Here is a 17,254-nt window from a genome sequence, read left to right on the forward strand (position 1 = left end):
ACGGGAGGAATAGAAATGAAACGACTGACTGCAACGCTTTTGCTCGCCACGACCCTGCTTGCCGGGCCTTCCGTCGCCAGTGCCGACGGGCTCAACATCGTCTTTACGCACCATTCGTCGGCCTCGAACACCTTCTGGCAGGCGGTGAAGAAGGGCTTTGACGATGCCTGCGGCAAGGTCGAGGCCAAGTGCAACATGATCTTCACCCAGACCGAAGGCTCGGTCGAACAGCAACTCGCCAACATGCGCGCCGCGCTTGCGGCCAAGCCGGATGCCCTGCTGACCTCGATTGTGGACAACAAGGCGTTCGACGACGTCATCAAGGAGGCGCGGGACGCCGGTGTGTTGGTGATTGCCGTCAATGTCGATGACACCGAAGGCGCCAAGGGCAATGCACGGCAGGCCTTCATCGGGCAAGGTTTCAAGCCGGCGGGCTATTCGCTCGGCAAAGCGATTTCCGAGAGCTTCCCGAAAGAGGGGCCGATCAAGGTTCTGGTCGGCATTTCCGCACCCGGCCAGAACTGGTCAGAAAGCCGCGGCGCGGGCGTCATGCAGTTCCTGGAAGAGTACAAGGCGGCCCACCCCGACCGCCAGGTCTCATGGGAGCGGATCGACAGCGGAACGGATCTTGCGATCACGTCCGATCGTGTCGGCGCCTATCTCAACGCGCATCCCGACACCACGGCCTATTTCGACACCGGCTTCTGGTGCGCGGGCGTTGCGCGCTCGCTGCAGGACCGCGGCGTCGCGCCGGGCAAGGTCCTGCTTGGCGGCTTCGATCTGGTGCCGGAAGTCCTGCAGCAGATGCAGAAGGGCTACGTCCAGGCTCTGGTGGATCAACAGCCCTACATGCAGGGCTTCATGCCCGTCATGGAAGCCTACCTGAACAAGAAGGTCGGTCTGGCCCCCTCCGACATCGATACGGGTCAAGGTATCGTACGCCCGGATCAGGCCGATGCGATCATGACGCTTTCCTCGCAAGGTCTGCGTTAAGCCCACACCCGCCATGTGTTCACCCGGCGGTCCGCGCACTGCCGGGTGGTCCCTTGCCTCGAATTCCTGGAGCCTGCCTTGAAACGCCTCTTCAAGACCTGTCTGGAAAAGCCGGAACTGGCGGGACTGATCCTGCTGGTGCTTCTGGTGGTGATTTTCGAGATCCGCTCGGATGGCGTGTTCCTCAATCAGGATAACCTTCGCGGCATCCTCGGCATTCTGCCGGAAACGGGCCTCGTCGCCATCGGCGTCACGATCTTGATGATCAGCGGCGAGTTCGACCTGTCGGTTGGATCGGTGTTCGCGCTGATGCCGATGTGCATGGCGGTCCTCATGGTCGAAGGGCTGCCCTTCCCCCTTGCCTTGCTGGCCGGGCTTGTCGTCTGCGCGGTGATCGGATTTATCAACGGCTATGTGACGATCTGGTTCGAGATCCCGAGCTTTATCACCACGCTCGGCATGCTTTTCATCGCCCGGTCCCTGACGATCGTCGTCTCGGGCGGGTTTCCACCCTTGCTTCCCGCCGATCTGCCGAACTGGCTGTTCACCTCGTTCGTCGGCCCCGGCAACATGTTCCGCATGTCGTTCCTGTGGTTTGCGGGAATTGCGCTGCTGACATCCCTGATGCTTTCCAGAACCAATTTCGGCAACTGGATAAAGGCCACCGGCGGCTTCCACCCGGCTGCCGCCTCGATGGGCATCCCGACCGCGAGGGTAAAACTCGCATGCTTCGTGCTTTGCTCGATGCTGTCGGGTTTCGCCGGCATGCTGCAAGTGCTGAGGCTGGGCTCCCCCTTGCCTTCCATCGGCGAAGGTCTGGAACTCCAGGCGGTCGCCTCGGCGGTGATCGGCGGCGCTTCGCTCGCAGGCGGCATCGGCACGGTCGCCGGCGGCATCATCGGCACAATCCTCATCCGCATCATCGACAACGGGCTGGTGCTCTCCAATGTCGACGCGAACTGGTTCAAATTCGCGATCGGCTTCCTGACCATTTTCGCCGTCGTCGCCAATGCCTGGATGCGCAAACGCGCCAAGGCGATCAAGATGGAGGGCTGAGCCATGGAAGACGCAATCATCTCCGTGCGCAATCTTCACAAATGGTATTCCGGCGTCCATGCGTTGAAGGGGGTGAGCCTCGACCTGAAGCGCGGCGAGGCGCTCGGGCTGGTCGGCGACAACGGTGCCGGCAAATCGACGCTCATCAACATCCTGTCCGGCGTCCATACCGCTGACGAAGGCGAGATCCTGGTCGAAGGCAGACCGGTGCGGATCGCGAGGCCGCGCGATGCGATGAACCTCGGCATCGAGACCATCTACCAGTACAATTCTATGGTTCCCACCATGTCGATCGCCAGGAACCTGTTTATCGGCCGCGAACCGACGCTGTTTTCCTTATTCGGCGTCGGCATCCTGGATCAAAAGAAGATGGGCAGCGAGAGCATCAAGGCGATCGCCAATGTCGACCTGCATCTGCGCTCGCCCGACGCGCTGGTCGGTGAATTGTCAGGCGGCCAGCGGCAGGGTGTCGCCATCGCGCGCGCCATGCATTTCAAATCGAAGGTGATGATCCTCGACGAACCGACCAATCACCTTTCGGTCAAGGAGACCAGCAAGGTCATCGGCTTTGTGCGTGGACTGAAGGCGCAAGGGGTGACCGGCGTTTTCATCAGCCACAACATGCATCACGTCTTTGATTGCTGTGATCGCGTGGTCGCGATGGCGCGCGGCGAGGTCGTGCTCGACAAGCGCATCGAGGAGACCTCCATCGATGAAGTCCACAACGTGCTTTGAGGAGCGGGAACGGTGATGACGAACCTTTCCGGTAAAGTTGTGCTCCTGACGGGTGGTCTCGGTTCGCTGGGCCGCGCCCAGGCTGCCGCGCTTGCCCGCGCCGGCGCGCGCGTGCTGTTGCTTGACCGGCCGGAGAATGCCGAAGGGCCTGGAATCGCTGCGGAGCTGGCGGCGGCAAACAAGGGTACGATCGTCTATGTCGGTTGCGACTTGAACCAGCTGGCTGAAACCGAAGCAGCGGTCAGGGCGCTCGCCGACGCAGAAGGCACGATCGACATTCTGATCAACAACGCCGCGCTCATCATCAACCGTCCGTTCGAGGAATTCTCGCTTGGCGAGTACGAGGACCAGATCCGTGTGAATTCATCGGCTGCCTTCGCGCTGGCACGCGCCTGCGCCCCCGGCATGAGGAAGAAGGGCTGGGGCAGGATCGTCAACTTCTGCTCGGTGACGCTGAACGGCCGCTGGGAGGGCTACGTGCCCTATGTGGCCTCGAAGGGCGCCATGCTGGGACTGACCAAGTCGCTGGCGCGGGAATTGGGGCCACACGGCATCACCGTGAACGCGGTGTCGCCCGGCGCTGTCGTTTCCGAGGCAGAGGAGCGCGTCTTCGGAGAACGGCTCGAGGAATACAGTGACTGGATCCTCGCCAACCAAAGCCTGAAGCGGCGAATCGAGCCGCAGCATATCGCCGATTTGGTGCTATTCCTCGTCTCCCCGGCCGCGGACATGATCAGCGGTCAGAACATCAACATCGATGGCGGATGGTAGCCGTGGCGGCCTTTCGATGACCAACGAAGATGAGATCGAACTTGCCGATGGGCGTGCAAGCCTCGTGGTGCGCCCCCGCGAGGGCGCCGCCATCATGCGCTACGACGCAATCCGACCCGGCCGAGCACCCACGCCTCTCCTTGAGCCGTCGAGGGGGCTGCTGAAGTTCGGGTCTCAACTGCTGATCCCCTGGTCAAACCGCATTTCCGGTGGCGGCTTCGAATTTGACGGGCGCTTCCATGCGATAGAGCCCAATGTCGAAGGCGAGCCGTTCCCACTCCACGGCGACGCATTTCAAAGGCCGTGGCGGTTGACGAGGCGAACCGGCACAGAAATGGAGCTGGCTCTGGAGGATGGAGCGATCGGGCCTTACCGCTACCGTGCGAGCGTCCGCTATGCATTGGAGGATGGCGCGCTGTCCGCAGCGCTGACTGTCGAGAACCGAGCCGACATACGCCTGCCCTACGGGCTCGGTCTCCACCCCTGGTTTCCGCGCCGCCCGCGCACGTTGCTGCAAGCATCGGCGCATAGTGTCTGGCTGGAGGACGAACGACACCTACCGACGGGGGTGGTGCCGCTGTCCTCCCGGCCGGACTGGGACTTTTCGCAAGCCGCGCCGCTTCCCGACGCCTGGGTCAACAATGCCTTCGAAGGTTGGAACGGACACGCCACGATCATCCAGCCGGATGACGCTATCGCCGTCACGGTCGAGGCATCGCCCTCGCTGAATGTCTTCGTCCTCTATTCGCCGGCACGAGATGCTGATTTCTTCTGCTTCGAACCCGTTTCGCATGTGGTGGACGCCCATCACGGCAGCGGCCTGACCACGCTGGAAAAAGGCGCATCGACAAGCGCGGATTTGCGGTTACGTTGGGGCGAACTGTAGCGCCAAATCGGGAGTCGCGAAGCGATGCGGTGACATGGTGGCAAGGACCTTTTCCGTTGATCGCCTGTCGCCTGGCACATGCTGCTTCAGGGCGTGTCGGCTTGAAGAGGCCATGCGCACCTCATAACATCGACCCATCCCGCGTAATGACGAGAGTGCAATGACAAACATGACGTTTCTGCCTGACGATGGCGTCTTTCTCGGCCGCGCTCGATCACCGGCTTCGCCCCATCCCCTGATCGTCACGGTGCGCGACGGCACCGTCCTCGACATCACGTCAAGCGTGGCGCCGACCGTGCGGGACGTCTGCGAGATGGCCGATCCGGCAGGGCATGTGCGCTCGGCCAAGGGCAAGCCGATCGGCGCGCTCGACGACATCGCGGCCAACGGTTTCGAGGCCAGGCGCGATCCGGCAAGACCCTATCTGCTCTCCCCGGTCGACCTGCAGGCGGTCAAGGCGTCGGGCGTGACCTTCGTCGTCAGCCTGCTCGAACGGGTGATCGAGGAACAGGCGCGCGGCTCGGCGGAAAAGGCCGACGCCATTCGTGCCGACATTGCCGGGCTGATCGGCCACGATTTGTCGAAGCTCAAGCCCGGTTCGCCTGAGGCGATGGAGATCAAGGCCAAGCTGATCGCGCGCGGTGCCTGGTCGCAATATCTGGAAGTGGGCATCGGCCCCGACGCCGAGATCTTCACCAAATGCCAGCCCATGGCCTCGGTCGGCTTCGGTGCCGATGTCGGCCTGCACCCGGTGTCGACCTGGAACAATCCGGAGCCGGAGATCGCCATGATCGCCGCCTCGAGCGGCAGGATCGTCGGCGCCACCATCGGCAATGACGTCAATCTGCGCGACGTCGAAGGGCGCTCCGCGCTGCTGCTCGGCAAGGCCAAGGACAACAATGCCTCCGCATCGCTTGGACCCTTCATCCGCCTGTTCGACGACACCTTCTCGATCGACGACGTGAAGCGGGCCGTGGTGCGCCTCAAGGTCGAGGGTGAGGATGGCTTCTCGCTGGAGGGCGCAAGCTCGATGGCCGAGATCAGCCGTTCGCCGGAAGAGCTGGTTGCCGCCGCCATGGGCCCGCACCACCAGTATCCGGACGGGCTGGCGCTCTATCTCGGCACCATGTTCGTGCCATCGAAGGACCGTGGCGAAAAGGGCAGGGGGTTTACCCACAAGGTCGGCGACATCGTCACCATCTCGTCGGAAAAATTCGGCGCGCTGGTCAACCGGGTGCGGCTGTCGCCCGATTGCCCGCACTGGACCTACGGCGCCAGCCATCTCATGCGCGACCTGGCGAAGGCCGATCTCATCTAGAATCTGTCCAGAACGGCCGCAATCAACACAATTTTATGCAAAACCCGGATGACGGCGGACACAATCCGCTTCAAGATCGCGGTGCGGTCGGGGGGCCGTTCCGATGTCCGATTCGCCGATCCTGTTCGTGCGCAACGTCGCCAGGCGCTTTGGCGGCACGGTCGTGCTCGACGACATGAGCCTTATGGTCGAGCGCGGTTCGATCCACGCGCTGGTCGGCGAAAGCGGCGCCGGCAAGTCGACACTGACAAAGATGCTGGCGGGCATTGTCCGGCCCGACCGTGGCACCATCGAATTCGACAGCAAGATCGCGACGATCGACAGCCCCAACGCGGCGCGCAAGCTAGGCATTGGCGTGGTCCTGCAACAGCCGGGGCTATTTCCCGAGCGCCCGGTGCTGGCCAATCTGTTCGTCAACCGCGAGCCGCTTCACAACGGGCTGATCTCGCGGCGCGAAATGGAGGCACGCAGCCGTGAATTGCTTCGCCAGCTTGGTCTCGATGTCGATGTCCATGCGCCACTCGGCGATCTCGGACCCGGTGAACGGCAGTTGGTCGCGATCGCCCGCGCGCTGCTGGAAAATCCGAGGCTGCTCCTCCTTGACGACCCGAATTCGGCGCTCGACCAGCGTCAGGGCGAGCGCCTGTTCGCCGTGCTGCGAGGGCTGAAAACCAGGGGCATGAGCATGCTCTACGCGTCGAACCGGCTGGGGGACGCCCTTGCCATCGCCGACCAGCTGACGGTGATCCGCAACGGCCGCGACGTGCTGTCGAAGGCGCGGCAGGAACTGACGGCGTCCGAGGAAGCGATGATCGGCCAGTTGCGCCAGTCGCTGTTCCCGCTGCCGCTCAGGGTCCTGCCGACGCTTGCCGGCACGCTGCGGCCGCAGATCACGATCGACGGGCTGGGCGGCGGCAGTCTGTCCGAGGTCAGCCTCACGGCCCGCACCGGCGAGATCCTCGGGCTTGCCGGTTCCGGAGCGCGGGACCTGCTTGCCTTGTTGTTCGGGCTGCGCAAGCCGCGCCAGGGCAAGGCGCGTTTTCCCGACGGCGACGGCTTGCCTAGGACCCGGACGGAAGCGGCGCGGCGCAATATATGCATGATTTCAGGTGAGCGCGGCAACGGGTTGATGCCGGAAAAATCCATCGCCTTCAACATGGCGAATGTCGTCGTCGGCGCACGCGACTGGGGGTCGCGCTGGTATTCGCCCAAGGCGGCGCTCGGCCGCGCCACGCGGCAGATCGAGGCACTGCGCATCAGGAGCGCGCCGGAGATGCCGGCGGGCTCGCTTTCGGCCGGTTGCCAGCAGAAGGTGATCATCGCCAAATGGCTGGAGATCGGCCCGCAAGTAGTGCTGCTCGACGAGCCCGCCCGCGGCATCGACATCGGCAGCAAGCAGGAGATCTACGCGCTGATCCGCCAGATGGCGGCCGGCGGCTGCATCGTGCTGCTGCATTCCAACGAACTGTCCGAGCTGACAGGGCTCTGCGATCGCATCCTGGCCTTCCACAAGGGCAGGCTGGCCGGCGAAATCGCCGGCGACGACATGGATGCGGGCAGGCTTCTGAAGCTGATCATTTCGGGCAAGCCCGCGGACGAAAACCGCCGGAGCAATCGGGAGAGCGCTGCATGACCAGGACTGAGACCGTGCCGCCGCTTGCCGGCTCGGTGAACCATAAGACCAGACGCAGCATCCGGCTGCCGGCCGAGACCGGTGCTGTCGTTGCGCTCGCCGTGCTGGTCGCACTGCTTGGCTGGCTGAACCCCTCCTTCCTCGAACCGGCCAATCTGCTCTCGGTGCTGGGCCAGGCCGCCCTGCCCGGCATTCTGGCGATCGGCATGGTGTTCGTGCTCTCGGCCCGCGAGATCGACCTTTCGGCGGGTGCTGTGTTCCATCTCACGGCGGCCTTCGCGGCCTTGCTGATGCTTGCCGGAATGGACCCCTGGCTTGCCGGCCTGGCGGGTGTCGCGGCGGGCGCTTGCCTTGGGCTGATCAACGGCCTGCTGGCGATCGTACTGCGCCTGCCGGCTCTGCTGGTAACGCTCGGCACATGGTGGATGATCCAGGGGCTGTCGCCGCTGGTCGCCGGCAAGGGACAGACAATCGTGCCGCCGGGCACGGACAGCGGCTTCTTCACGATACTGTCGGGCAAGGCGTTCTCGATGGTGCCGGCGACGGCCATCGTCTTTGTCTTGCTGGTGCCCGTAATGCATGCCGTGCTTCACCGCACGCGCTTCGGCTACCGGGTCCAGGCCGTGGGCAGCAATCCGCAGGCTGCCGCCTATGCCGGCATTCCAACCTCCAAGGTACGGCTGCTGACACTGGTGCTGATGGGCGCGATGGCGGGGCTGGCCGGGGTGATCCATGTCGGCGCGCATGGCGCCATTGCCCCCGGCGAGGGCAGCAATTTCACGTTGCTGGCGATCGCAGCGGCCATCATCGGCGGCACATCGCTTTCGGGCGGCCATGGCAGCGTCATCGGCGCCGCGATCGGCATGCTGGTCCTCCAGCTTATCCTCAGCGCCATGAGCATGCTTGGCGTCGATGCCGTGTGGAGCAAATTTGCCGCCGGCGCCCTGGTCGTGCTTGCCCTGGCGGTCGACCGACTGGTCAAGCTGTGGCGCAGCCAGCGCGCCCGACACGATCATCACAATCCGCCCGGCTGAGCCTCGCCGCCAATCATCCGGCGTCCCGAAAAAATCACCTCGACTGATGCAATCTGATGGGACCGTTGATGGCGCCGTGTCGGGCGCCAACTACATCTGCAGATGGAGGCTTGCCATACGTCGAAAAAGGGAATGCTCTGAGATATCCGAGCGGCGCTGGCAAAGACGCAAATCCGGCCGAAGCCGGAACAGGGACGGATCATCTTCAACCGGGAGGAAATCAAATGCTGAAAAGACTGAGACTTGTGCTCTACGGCCTGTTGATCGCGCTGACGGTCATTCCGGCAGCCGCGCAGGCCAAGACCTTCTACTGGATTTCGCATGGCGGCCCCGCCGATCCGGTCTGGACCTACTTCCTGGCCGGCGCCAAGCAATGGGCCAAGGACACCGGCAACACCGTCAACACCTCGTTCCACAATGGCGACGTCGCCTCCCAGCAGGAAGCGGTTCGCGCCGCCCTCTCGGCCAAGGCCGACGGTATCGTCACCACCAGCCCCGATCCGGGCAGCCTCGTCGAGATCGTCAAGGAAGCCCGCGCCGCCAACATCCCGATCATCAACTTCAACACGCCCGATCCAAAAGCCAATTTCAACGCCTATGTCGGCGGCGACAACGTCACCTTCGGCAAGCACTGGGCGCAGTATCTGGTCGACAAGGGCCTGGTGAAGAAGGGCGACTTCGTCTGGATGCCGGTCGAGATCCCCGGCGCCACCTATGGCGTCCAGGAAGAGGAAGGCATCAAGAGCGTCTTCGGACCGCTCGGCATCACCTATGAAGTGACCGAGGCGACGCTCGACCAGGCCGAGGTGATCAACCGCATGGTCGACTACCTCACCGCCCACAAGGGCAAGGTCAAGGCCATCATCGGGCTGGGCGACCTGGTCACCGGCTCGATCAAGCGGGTGTTCGACCAGGTCGGCGTCAAGCCGGGCGAAATCCCCGTCGTCGGCTGGGGCAATTCGCTCGACACCACCCAGGAAGTGCTGAACGGCTACGTCAATGCCGGCCAGTGGCAGGATCCGCAGGCGACCAGCTATGTCGCGCTGTCGCTCGCCAACATGGCGGCGTCAGGCATTCCTCCGGGCTTCAACGTCATCACCGGCGCGCTCTATGAGAAGGACACCGCCGCCGTCTACGACAAGATCCTGTCCGGCAAATAAACCGCGATCCTGACGCCGCGCGCATCTGGCGCGCGGCGCCAGATATCTTTCTGCGCCGCGACCTGTCCATCGGAGGCGGTGGAGATCGCGGCCCGTTCCAACCATGTCGCGGGTTCCCAGTGGAAAATCATTCGCTTGTCCAACGCCTGATCGCGCGGCCTGAATTCGGTCCCTTCGTGCTGCTCGTCGTCGAGATCGGCGTTTTCTGGGGCTTCAATCACGACTTCCTATCGCCGCAGAACATTTCCAACACGCTGGCCTTCACGGTCGAGCTCGGCCTGATCGCGCTGGCGATGACCTTGCTGATGACGTCAGGCGAATTCGACCTGTCCGTCGGCTCCCTGTTCGGCTTCTCGCCGGTGCTGATGTGGACGCTGTTCAACAGCGGCGTCACCTCGCTGGAAATGGGCTTCGTCGCCGCGCTGGTGGTTGCCGCCTTGATCGGCCTGGTCAATGGCTGGTTCGTCACGCAGCTCAAGATCCCATCCTTCCTGGTGACGCTCGGCATGCTGCTCGTGGTACGCGGCAGCGCCCTTTTCATCACCGACGGTTTCCCGCAGCGCACCTGGAGCGCGGAAGGCAGCTGGCTGGCCGAAGCGCTGGTCGGTGACTTCTTCATCGGGCCGTTCCGCATCTACATGTCGCTGTTCTGGTTCATCGCCGCGGCGATCGCGCTCGGCTACGTGCTGACGCAAAGCCGAACCGGCAACTGGATCCAGGCGGCGGGCGGCAATCCCAACGCGGCGCGCGCCCGCGGCGTCAATGTCAACCGCGTCAAGATCGGGCTGTTCGTGCTGTCGTCGCTCATGGCTTCGCTGGCCGGCGTCATCTCCTCGCTGCGCACCTCGGCCGCCAACCCCAACAGCGGCACCGGCTACGAGCTCGAAGTCATCGCCATGGTGGTGATCGGCGGCACGGCGCTGACCGGCGGGCGCGGCACCATCATCGGCACCGTGCTCGGCATCCTGATCCTGCGCGTGATGCGCAACGGCATCGTGCTGATCGGCGTGCCGGGACTTGCCTACAACATCTTCATCGGCGCGATCATCCTTGGCATGATGGCGCTCCATTCATGGCTGGAACGCCGGCATCAGGCGGGGACTTGAACCATGGCCGAGCCATTGATTCGCATGCAGAACATCCGCAAATCCTACGGCCGCGTGCAGGCGTTGGAGGATGCCAATTTCCATGTCAACGAGCGCGAGATCGTCGGTCTGCTCGGCGACAATGGCGCCGGCAAGTCGACGCTGATCAAGGTCCTGTCGGGCGCGGTGCCGCTGACCAGCGGCGACATCTTCATCCGCGGCAAGAAGGTCACCTTGCGCAGCACCAGCGACGCCATCGCGCAGGGCATCGAAACGATCTACCAGGATTCCGCGCTGGTCACGCAACTGTCGATCGCCCGCAATCTGTTCCTCGGACGCGAGCCGATCAAGCCGCCGCGTTTCCTCAACCGCATGGACCAGGAGGCGATGAACAATGTCGCCCGCGACCTGCTCAAACAGGTCGGCATCTCGAAGAACATTCCGCCGACGACGCCAATCGGCTCGCTGTCAGGCGGCGAGCGCCAGGCGGTGGCGATCGCGCGCGCCATGCATTTCGACAGCGACCTGATCATCCTCGACGAGCCCACCAACAATCTCGGCGTCGCCGAGACGCAAGGCGTGCTGAGCTTCGTGCGCAGCGCCCGCGATTCCGGCCATTCCTGCATCTTCATCGCGCACAACATCCATCACGTCTTCCAGGTGGTCGACCGCATCGTCGTCATGCGCCGGGGCAAGGTGGTCGCCGACGACATCGACCCGAAGAAGACAACCGTGACGGAAGTCGAACGGATCATCACCGGCATGTCGGACAAGGAAATCCGCGAGGCTATCGCCGACGGCAGGCCGTCGCACTGAGGGCGGGCGGACGCCGTCTTGTCGAAGCTGCTTGATGCGCGTCGCGATGATGGGTGTCGATCGCCTGTCCCTCGGATCGCATCGCGAGCCAAATCACTTGTCTGGCGCGCCGTCGCATCGGCGCATAGGGTTGCGGCATGAAGGCCACCGTCTCCGATATCGCCAGGAATTGTGGGCTCTCGACCGCGACGGTCGACAGGGTGCTCAACAACAGGCCCGGCGCCAGCGCCGCCAACCGGCAGCGCGTGATGGAGGCCGCCAAGCAGCTCGGCTATTTGCCGGTCGCCGATCAGGTGACGCTTCCATCCAGACCCGCAAACCTCGAATTCTTCCTGCCGATCGGCAGCAACGCCTTCATGCAGGATCTGGCAAGGCACATCGAGGACTATGCATCGCGACTGCCGCTGGTCGCCTCCTGCCGGATCCATAGCCTCGCCGGCATCTCACCGAACGCGCTGCAGAGCGCGGTGGAAAACCTGTCGCTGAGGGCCAATGGCGTCGGCGTCATCGCCATCGACCATCCGCGAACCCGCAACATCCTGCGCGACATCGTCGAGGCCGGCATCCGCCTGGTGACGCTGGTGTCCGACATTCCGGCCGCTCCCCGCTCGGCCTATGTCGGCATCGACAACCGGGTGGCGGGGCGAACGGCGGCGCTTTTGATGGGTCGTTTCCTCGGCGGCCGCGAAGGCCATCTGGCGATGGTCGTCGGCTCGCGCTCCTATCGCGGCCATGAGGAGCGTGAGATGGGTTTTCGGTCAGTGCTCGGCGAAGAGTTTCCCAACCTCACCGTGACCAGCGCCGTCGAGATCAATGACGAGCCGGGTGCCAGCTACGCCGAGACCATGAAGGCGTTGCACAACGAACCCGAACTGCTCGGCATTTATTGCGTCGGGGCCGGGCGCTCCGGCGTCGCGAGAGCCATCCTGGAAGCCAGGCCCAACCGCAAGCCGGTGTTCATCTGCCACGACCTGACGAAGGAGACGCGCGGCTACCTCGTCGACGACCTCGCCGACGTCGTCATCGACCAGAACGCCAGGCTGATCGCCGAACAGTCGGTCATCCGCCTGCTCGGCTCCATCGCCTCATCGGCGCCCTATCTGACCCGCAAATTCATCGAGCCGCGCCTGATTTTCAGGGAAAACGTGCCGGTGCAGTAGGGCGGGGACGCCTCGGAAAAGCCCGTTTCCCGGATTTGTCTGATAATTGACACGGCAAATCTGCACAGCTGCTATGCACAATTCATTGTTGCCGAATCATTGGGCAGCTCGTAGGTTCTAGTTGTCGGCCATCTACTCCTCCCAGATGCGATGCCGACGCTGAATGGGGTGCACCTCCTCCCGCGCCACATTCGAAATCGAGCCCGCTGCCACCTCCTCCCGGCAGCGGGCTTTTTTCATTCAGCCGCCGGAAATTCCTGTGCCGCCCGCGCCAAATGGCGCCGGGCATGGGCTCGGTCATACAACCGGCAAAGCGCCAACAAGCGTGGCGGATATCAACCGGCGGCGGCGCCCCGGAAGGAAACGATCAGCCCTTCGGCCATGCGCACGAACTGTGTGCTTGGGCCTTCAGCGCCCACGGTCTGCACACTGACACGAGCGCCCTCGAACAGCAGCGACAGCGTATCGGCAAGCAGTTCGGCCTGACCGATGCCCGCACCCCGGCATAGCGCCACGAGGCGTTCGCGCTGGGCTTCCTTGAGCTCCTTGATCACCAGCCTCGCCGGATGGTCCGGCTCGGTCAGCTCAGCGGCGGCATTGGCCATATCGCAGCCGCGGCCGTCGGCATTGAGCATGGCAGCCGCCTTGCGAACCCAGGCATGCAGTTGCGCGAGCTTGTCGCCGGGAAACTCGGCCTCGAAAGCGTCCCACATCGCGCCGGCCTTGGCCGCATTGGCACGCAGGCACTCGACGATCAGTTCGTCCTTGGATTCGAAGTGACGATAGAGCGTCATCTTGTTCGTGCCGGCAGCTTCGGTGATGGCGTCGACGCCGACGCCCTTGATGCCGTGCTTGTGGAACATGTCGCGTGCCGTCTCCAGGATCCGATCCCGGGGACGAGAGCGCTCCACGACGCCGTCTGTCATCATGATCTCCTTTCGTTTCCAAAAAACCCTCGGCCACCTCTTGACTAGGGTGTTACCGGTCTGTAACTTCCAGAATGTTACTTACTGGTAACACCTATGTCGCCCGTCGTCAATAACAAGGCCGTGAACTGGTCCTGCCAGATGAGACGGACGAGAAACTGCCAATCATGCGGCTCCGGCCGGTGAGGAAATGAAAAACGGTTCGCGAGCATGGGCTGCGCACCGACAGACAAGGAGCCGGCCAATGCCACAGCGCCGCGATCTTACCATAGATGAGGCCGTCCGGGATCCGATGATCCGGCTGGTCATGAAGGCAGATGGGGTCGACCCCCGCGCTTTCGAGAAGATGCTTCGCTCGCTTGCCGATGGGCAGCGTCATGAGGTGCCGTTGCTGCGTTCACGGGAAGCCTCCCGTGACGGGCACGGCCAGTTGTCCAGACTTGCCAGCGCCTTCGGGCGGGCAACAGCAGCCGGCGAGGCATGTGTGTCGTGGTAAACTTCTTCATTCACCGTCCGATCTTCGCCTCGGCGATTGCCATCATCATGGTGCTCGCCGGGACGATTTGTTATTTCCTGCTGCCGGTCTCGCAGTTTCCCGACATCACGCCGCCCCAGGTCGTGGTCAGCGCCCACTATCCGGGCGCCAGCGCGCAGGTCGTGGCCGACACGGTGACGACGCCGCTGGAGCAGCAGATCAACGGCGTGCAAGGCATGACCTACATGTCGTCGACGAGCTCCAATGACGGCTCGTCGACCATCACCATCACCTTCGATGTCGGCTACTCGCTGAGCACCGCCGCCGTCGACGTCCAGAACCGCGTCAGCCAAGCGGCATCGTCGCTGCCGGCGATCGTCAACCAGGGCGGCGTGACGATCAAGAAGCAGAACCCGAACTTCGTGCTGATCGTCAACCTCACCTCGCCCGACAAGTCCGTCGATCCGGTGGCACTGTCGAACCTTGCCTATCTGCAGGTCGTCGATCCGCTGAAGCGGCTGCAGGGCGTCGGCGACGTTCAGATTTTCGGCGAGCGGCGCTATTCGATGCGCATCTGGCTCGACCCGGACAAGCTCGCCAACCTGGGCATCACCGCGGTCGACGTACAGAACGCCATATCAGAGCAGAACGTCCAGGTGGCGGCCGGCAAGATCGGTCAGTCGCCGGCGCCTGCCGGTACCGCTTTTGAGATGCAGGTCAGCGCCGTCGGCCGCCTGAGCGACCCGAAGGAATTCGGTGACATCGTCGTGCGCGCCAACACCGACACCGGCTCGCTGGTGCGGCTGCGTGACGTTGCGCGTATCGAGCTCGGCGCGCTGCAATATTCGTCCTCGGCCTTCTTCGGCAAGGACCCGACGGTCGTGCTCGCCGTCTACCAGATGCCCGGTTCCAACGCGCTCGACCTTCAGCAGCGTGTCAAGGACAAGATGCAGGAGCTGTCGTCCCGTTTCCCGAAGGGCGTCTCCTATGCCATGCACTACGACACGACGCGCTTCGTCTCGGCGTCGATGCATGACGTGCTGATCACGCTCGGCGAAGCCCTGGTGCTGGTCGTCGCCGTGGTGTTCATCTTCCTGCAGAGCTGGCGCACGACGATCATTCCGACCATCGCCATTCCGGTGTCGCTGGTGGCGACATTGGTCGTCATGGAGATGATGGGCTTCTCGCTCAACATGCTCTCTCTGCTCGGCATGGTGCTGGCGATCGGCCTTGTCGTCGACGACGCCATCGTGGTGGTCGAGAATGTCGAACGACAGCTCGAGGCCGGGTTGAAACCACTGGCCGCGACCAAGGCCGCCATGGCCGAAGTCACCGGCCCGATCATCGCCACCACCGCCGTGCTGATGGCGGTGTTCGTGCCAGTCGCCTTCATTCCCGGCGTTTCCGGCAAGCTCTACAACCAGTTCGCACTGACGGTGGCGATTTCAGTCGGCATTTCCGCCTTCAATTCGCTGACGCTCAGCCCCGCACTCAGCGCCGCCTTCCTGCGCCATCGCGGCGAGACGCAGTTCATCCTGTTCCGCTGGTTCAATACCGGTTTCGACAGGTTGTCGCATGCCTACGCCCATGGCGTGCGCATTCTCATCCGCTTGCGCTGGATCATGCTCGGCCTGTTCGCGGCCGGCCTGGTCGCCACCTATTTCGTCTGGCAGAAACTGCCCTCGACGTTCCTTCCGGTCGAGGACCAGGGCTATTTCTTCGTCGTCATCCAGTTGCCCGACGGCGCCTCGCTCGAGCGCACCGACGCGGTGGCCCAGAAGGCGCGCGACATCCTGCAGGCAACGCCCGGCGTCGACATTGTCGGCTCGATCAGCGGCCTGAACTTCCTGACCAGTGCCGCGCAATCGAACTCGGCGGTCGAGTTCGCCATCCTGAAGCCCTGGGAAGAACGCGGCCCCGACCAGAGCGCATCGAAGCTCGTGGCCGACGTGCGCGGCAAGCTGTTGCAGATACCGGAAGCTTTCGCGCTTTCCTTCGATCCGCCCTCGATCCCGGGTATCGGCACCACGGGCGGCTTCGAATTCGTCGTCGAGGACCTCACCGGCCGTGGCAGCACGGCTCTCAACGATGCGACGCAAGCCGTGATCGCCGAGGCGCGCAAGCAGCCGGAAATCAATCCGCAGCAGCTGTTCTCGCCGTTCTCGACGTCGACGCCGCAGTTCAACTACGACCTCGACCGCAGCAAGGCGAAGCTCCTCGGGCTCAATTTGCCCGACGTCTTCAACACTCTGCAGATCTATCTCGGCTCACTCTACGTGAACGACTTCAACCTGTTCGGCCGCACCTTCCGGGTGACCATCCAGGCCGACAAGGATGCACGTGCCGGCGCCGCCGACATTTCGCGGCTCTATGTACGCAACGCCTCTGGCGGCATGGTGCCGCTCTCGACGCTGGGCAAGCTCGTGCCCTTCRTCGGGCCGGAGACCGTGCCGCACTACAACAACAACGCGTCGGCCTCGATCAATGGCGGCGCCGCGCCGGGCTTCTCCTCAGGCCAGGCCGTCGCTGCCATGGAACGGGCGGCTGCCACCGCCTTGCCCAGGGATTTCGGCTTCGAATGGACCGGCATCACCTTCCAGGAGCTCAAGGCAGGATCGATCGCGTCCGTCGTCTTCGGCCTCGCCATCGTCTTCGTCTTCCTGATCCTGGCGGCGCAGTATGAAAGCTGGGCGATGCCGTTCATGGTGCTGCTGGCGGTGCCATTGGCCCTGTTCGGCGCGTTCGCGGCCCTGTGGATGCGCGGCATGCAGATCGACGTCTACTCGCAGATCGGTTTCGTCATGCTGATCGGCCTGGCGGCGAAGAACGCCATCCTGATCGTCGAGTTCGCCAGACGGCGGCGCGAGGAAGGCTTGAGCATCGTCGAGGCGGCAATGGAAGCCGCGCGGCTGAGGCTGCGGCCGATCCTGATGACGGCCTTCGCCTTCATCCTCGGCGTGCTGCCGCTGATGTTCGCAACCGGCGCCGGCGCGGCAAGCCGCCAGTCGATCGGTACCACCGTGTTTGGCGGCATGGTCGCCGCGACCATCCTGTCGCTGGTGTTCGTGCCGGTCTTCTACGCGGTCATCGAACAGTTGAGGGAGCGCCGCGAAAGCGGCGAACCCGCCTCCAAGCATACTGAACCAACTGCCGAACCCGCCTTCCCTCCCCTGGCGGAAGCGGCCGAATAAGATTGGAGAAATATT

15 protein-coding genes are annotated in these 17,254 nt (G+C 63.6%); 14 read left to right on the top strand and 1 reads right to left on the bottom strand.

The features are described from left to right. The first annotated feature begins 15 nt into the window (after positions 1-15). The 12 genes from AC1DPX_RS15190 (at position 16) to AC1DPX_RS15245 (ending at position 12,647) form a co-directional block, all read left to right on the top strand. On the top strand, positions 16-993 hold the full coding sequence (locus AC1DPX_RS15190) for a sugar ABC transporter substrate-binding protein (RefSeq protein ID WP_069091641.1): 978 nt from the start codon (positions 16-18) through the stop codon (positions 991-993). A gap of 78 nt (positions 994-1,071) precedes the next feature. Next, entirely contained in the window at positions 1,072-2,049 is a 978-nt protein-coding gene (locus AC1DPX_RS15195; protein ID WP_477237757.1) for an ABC transporter permease, read from the top strand. Between the two features lie 3 nt (positions 2,050-2,052). Further along, a complete protein-coding gene (locus AC1DPX_RS15200; protein ID WP_202355386.1) occupies positions 2,053-2,784 on the top strand; it encodes an ATP-binding cassette domain-containing protein in 732 nt (243 codons plus the stop codon). 15 nt (positions 2,785-2,799) lie between these two features. Further along, on the top strand, positions 2,800-3,555 hold the full coding sequence (locus AC1DPX_RS15205) for an SDR family oxidoreductase (protein WP_477237759.1): 756 nt from the start codon (positions 2,800-2,802) through the stop codon (positions 3,553-3,555). Between the two features lie 16 nt (positions 3,556-3,571). Continuing rightward, a complete protein-coding gene (locus AC1DPX_RS15210; protein ID WP_477237761.1) occupies positions 3,572-4,441 on the top strand; it encodes an aldose 1-epimerase in 870 nt (289 codons plus the stop codon). 160 nt (positions 4,442-4,601) lie between these two features. Continuing rightward, positions 4,602-5,759: a fumarylacetoacetate hydrolase family protein gene (locus tag AC1DPX_RS15215; RefSeq protein WP_477237763.1), complete on the top strand. Its 1,158-nt coding sequence runs from the start codon at positions 4,602-4,604 to the stop codon at positions 5,757-5,759. A 103-nt stretch (positions 5,760-5,862) separates the two neighbouring features. After that, a complete protein-coding gene (locus AC1DPX_RS15220) occupies positions 5,863-7,392 on the top strand; it encodes a sugar ABC transporter ATP-binding protein (RefSeq protein ID WP_477237765.1) in 1,530 nt (509 codons plus the stop codon). Continuing rightward, on the top strand, positions 7,389-8,426 hold the full coding sequence (locus AC1DPX_RS15225) for an ABC transporter permease (RefSeq protein WP_477237767.1): 1,038 nt from the start codon (positions 7,389-7,391) through the stop codon (positions 8,424-8,426). The genes AC1DPX_RS15220 and AC1DPX_RS15225 overlap by 4 nt, the downstream gene beginning before the upstream one ends. 224 nt (positions 8,427-8,650) lie before the next feature. Then, complete coding sequence (locus AC1DPX_RS15230) at positions 8,651-9,586, top strand: substrate-binding domain-containing protein (protein WP_477237769.1); 936 nt, start codon at positions 8,651-8,653, stop codon at positions 9,584-9,586. A 119-nt stretch (positions 9,587-9,705) separates the two neighbouring features. Next, positions 9,706-10,692 (top strand): ABC transporter permease, encoded by a 987-nt coding sequence (locus tag AC1DPX_RS15235; protein ID WP_202355393.1) that lies wholly within the window; start codon positions 9,706-9,708, stop codon positions 10,690-10,692. Positions 10,693-10,695: 3 nt separating this feature from the next. Then, positions 10,696-11,487, top strand: coding sequence for an ATP-binding cassette domain-containing protein (locus tag AC1DPX_RS15240; protein WP_477237771.1), 792 nt, complete (start codon positions 10,696-10,698; stop codon positions 11,485-11,487). A gap of 137 nt (positions 11,488-11,624) precedes the next feature. Next, positions 11,625-12,647, top strand: coding sequence for a LacI family DNA-binding transcriptional regulator (locus tag AC1DPX_RS15245; RefSeq protein WP_477237774.1), 1,023 nt, complete (start codon positions 11,625-11,627; stop codon positions 12,645-12,647). Positions 12,648-12,982: 335 nt separating this feature from the next. Here the strand turns inward: AC1DPX_RS15245 and AC1DPX_RS15250 are convergent, their stop codons facing one another. Next, entirely contained in the window at positions 12,983-13,573 is a 591-nt protein-coding gene (locus AC1DPX_RS15250) for a TetR/AcrR family transcriptional regulator (protein WP_477237776.1), read from the bottom strand. 244 nt (positions 13,574-13,817) lie between these two features. Here AC1DPX_RS15250 and AC1DPX_RS15255 point away from each other — a divergent pair, with 244 nt between their 5' ends. After that, entirely contained in the window at positions 13,818-14,069 is a 252-nt protein-coding gene (locus tag AC1DPX_RS15255) for a hypothetical protein (RefSeq protein WP_202355397.1), read from the top strand. After that, positions 14,063-17,239: an efflux RND transporter permease subunit gene (locus tag AC1DPX_RS15260; protein WP_477238263.1), complete on the top strand. Its 3,177-nt coding sequence runs from the start codon at positions 14,063-14,065 to the stop codon at positions 17,237-17,239. The genes AC1DPX_RS15255 and AC1DPX_RS15260 overlap by 7 nt, the downstream gene beginning before the upstream one ends. Positions 17,240-17,254 lie beyond the last annotated feature (15 nt).

The organism is Mesorhizobium sp. 01N446 (genome assembly GCF_056399285.1).

Coding starts and splice junctions, on each gene's coding strand:
- AC1DPX_RS15190 (WP_069091641.1), top strand. CDS start 16: ATGAAACGACTGACTGCAACGCTTTTGCTCGCCACGACCCTGCTTGCC.
- AC1DPX_RS15200 (WP_202355386.1), top strand. CDS start 2,053: ATGGAAGACGCAATCATCTCCGTGCGCAATCTTCACAAATGGTATTCC.
- AC1DPX_RS15205 (WP_477237759.1), top strand. CDS start 2,800: ATGACGAACCTTTCCGGTAAAGTTGTGCTCCTGACGGGTGGTCTCGGT.
- AC1DPX_RS15210 (WP_477237761.1), top strand. CDS start 3,572: ATGACCAACGAAGATGAGATCGAACTTGCCGATGGGCGTGCAAGCCTC.
- AC1DPX_RS15215 (WP_477237763.1), top strand. CDS start 4,602: ATGACAAACATGACGTTTCTGCCTGACGATGGCGTCTTTCTCGGCCGC.
- AC1DPX_RS15220 (WP_477237765.1), top strand. CDS start 5,863: ATGTCCGATTCGCCGATCCTGTTCGTGCGCAACGTCGCCAGGCGCTTT.
- AC1DPX_RS15225 (WP_477237767.1), top strand. CDS start 7,389: ATGACCAGGACTGAGACCGTGCCGCCGCTTGCCGGCTCGGTGAACCAT.
- AC1DPX_RS15230 (WP_477237769.1), top strand. CDS start 8,651: ATGCTGAAAAGACTGAGACTTGTGCTCTACGGCCTGTTGATCGCGCTG.
- AC1DPX_RS15240 (WP_477237771.1), top strand. CDS start 10,696: ATGGCCGAGCCATTGATTCGCATGCAGAACATCCGCAAATCCTACGGC.
- AC1DPX_RS15245 (WP_477237774.1), top strand. CDS start 11,625: ATGAAGGCCACCGTCTCCGATATCGCCAGGAATTGTGGGCTCTCGACC.
- AC1DPX_RS15250 (WP_477237776.1), bottom strand. CDS start 13,573: ATGACAGACGGCGTCGTGGAGCGCTCTCGTCCCCGGGATCGGATCCTG.
- AC1DPX_RS15255 (WP_202355397.1), top strand. CDS start 13,818: ATGCCACAGCGCCGCGATCTTACCATAGATGAGGCCGTCCGGGATCCG.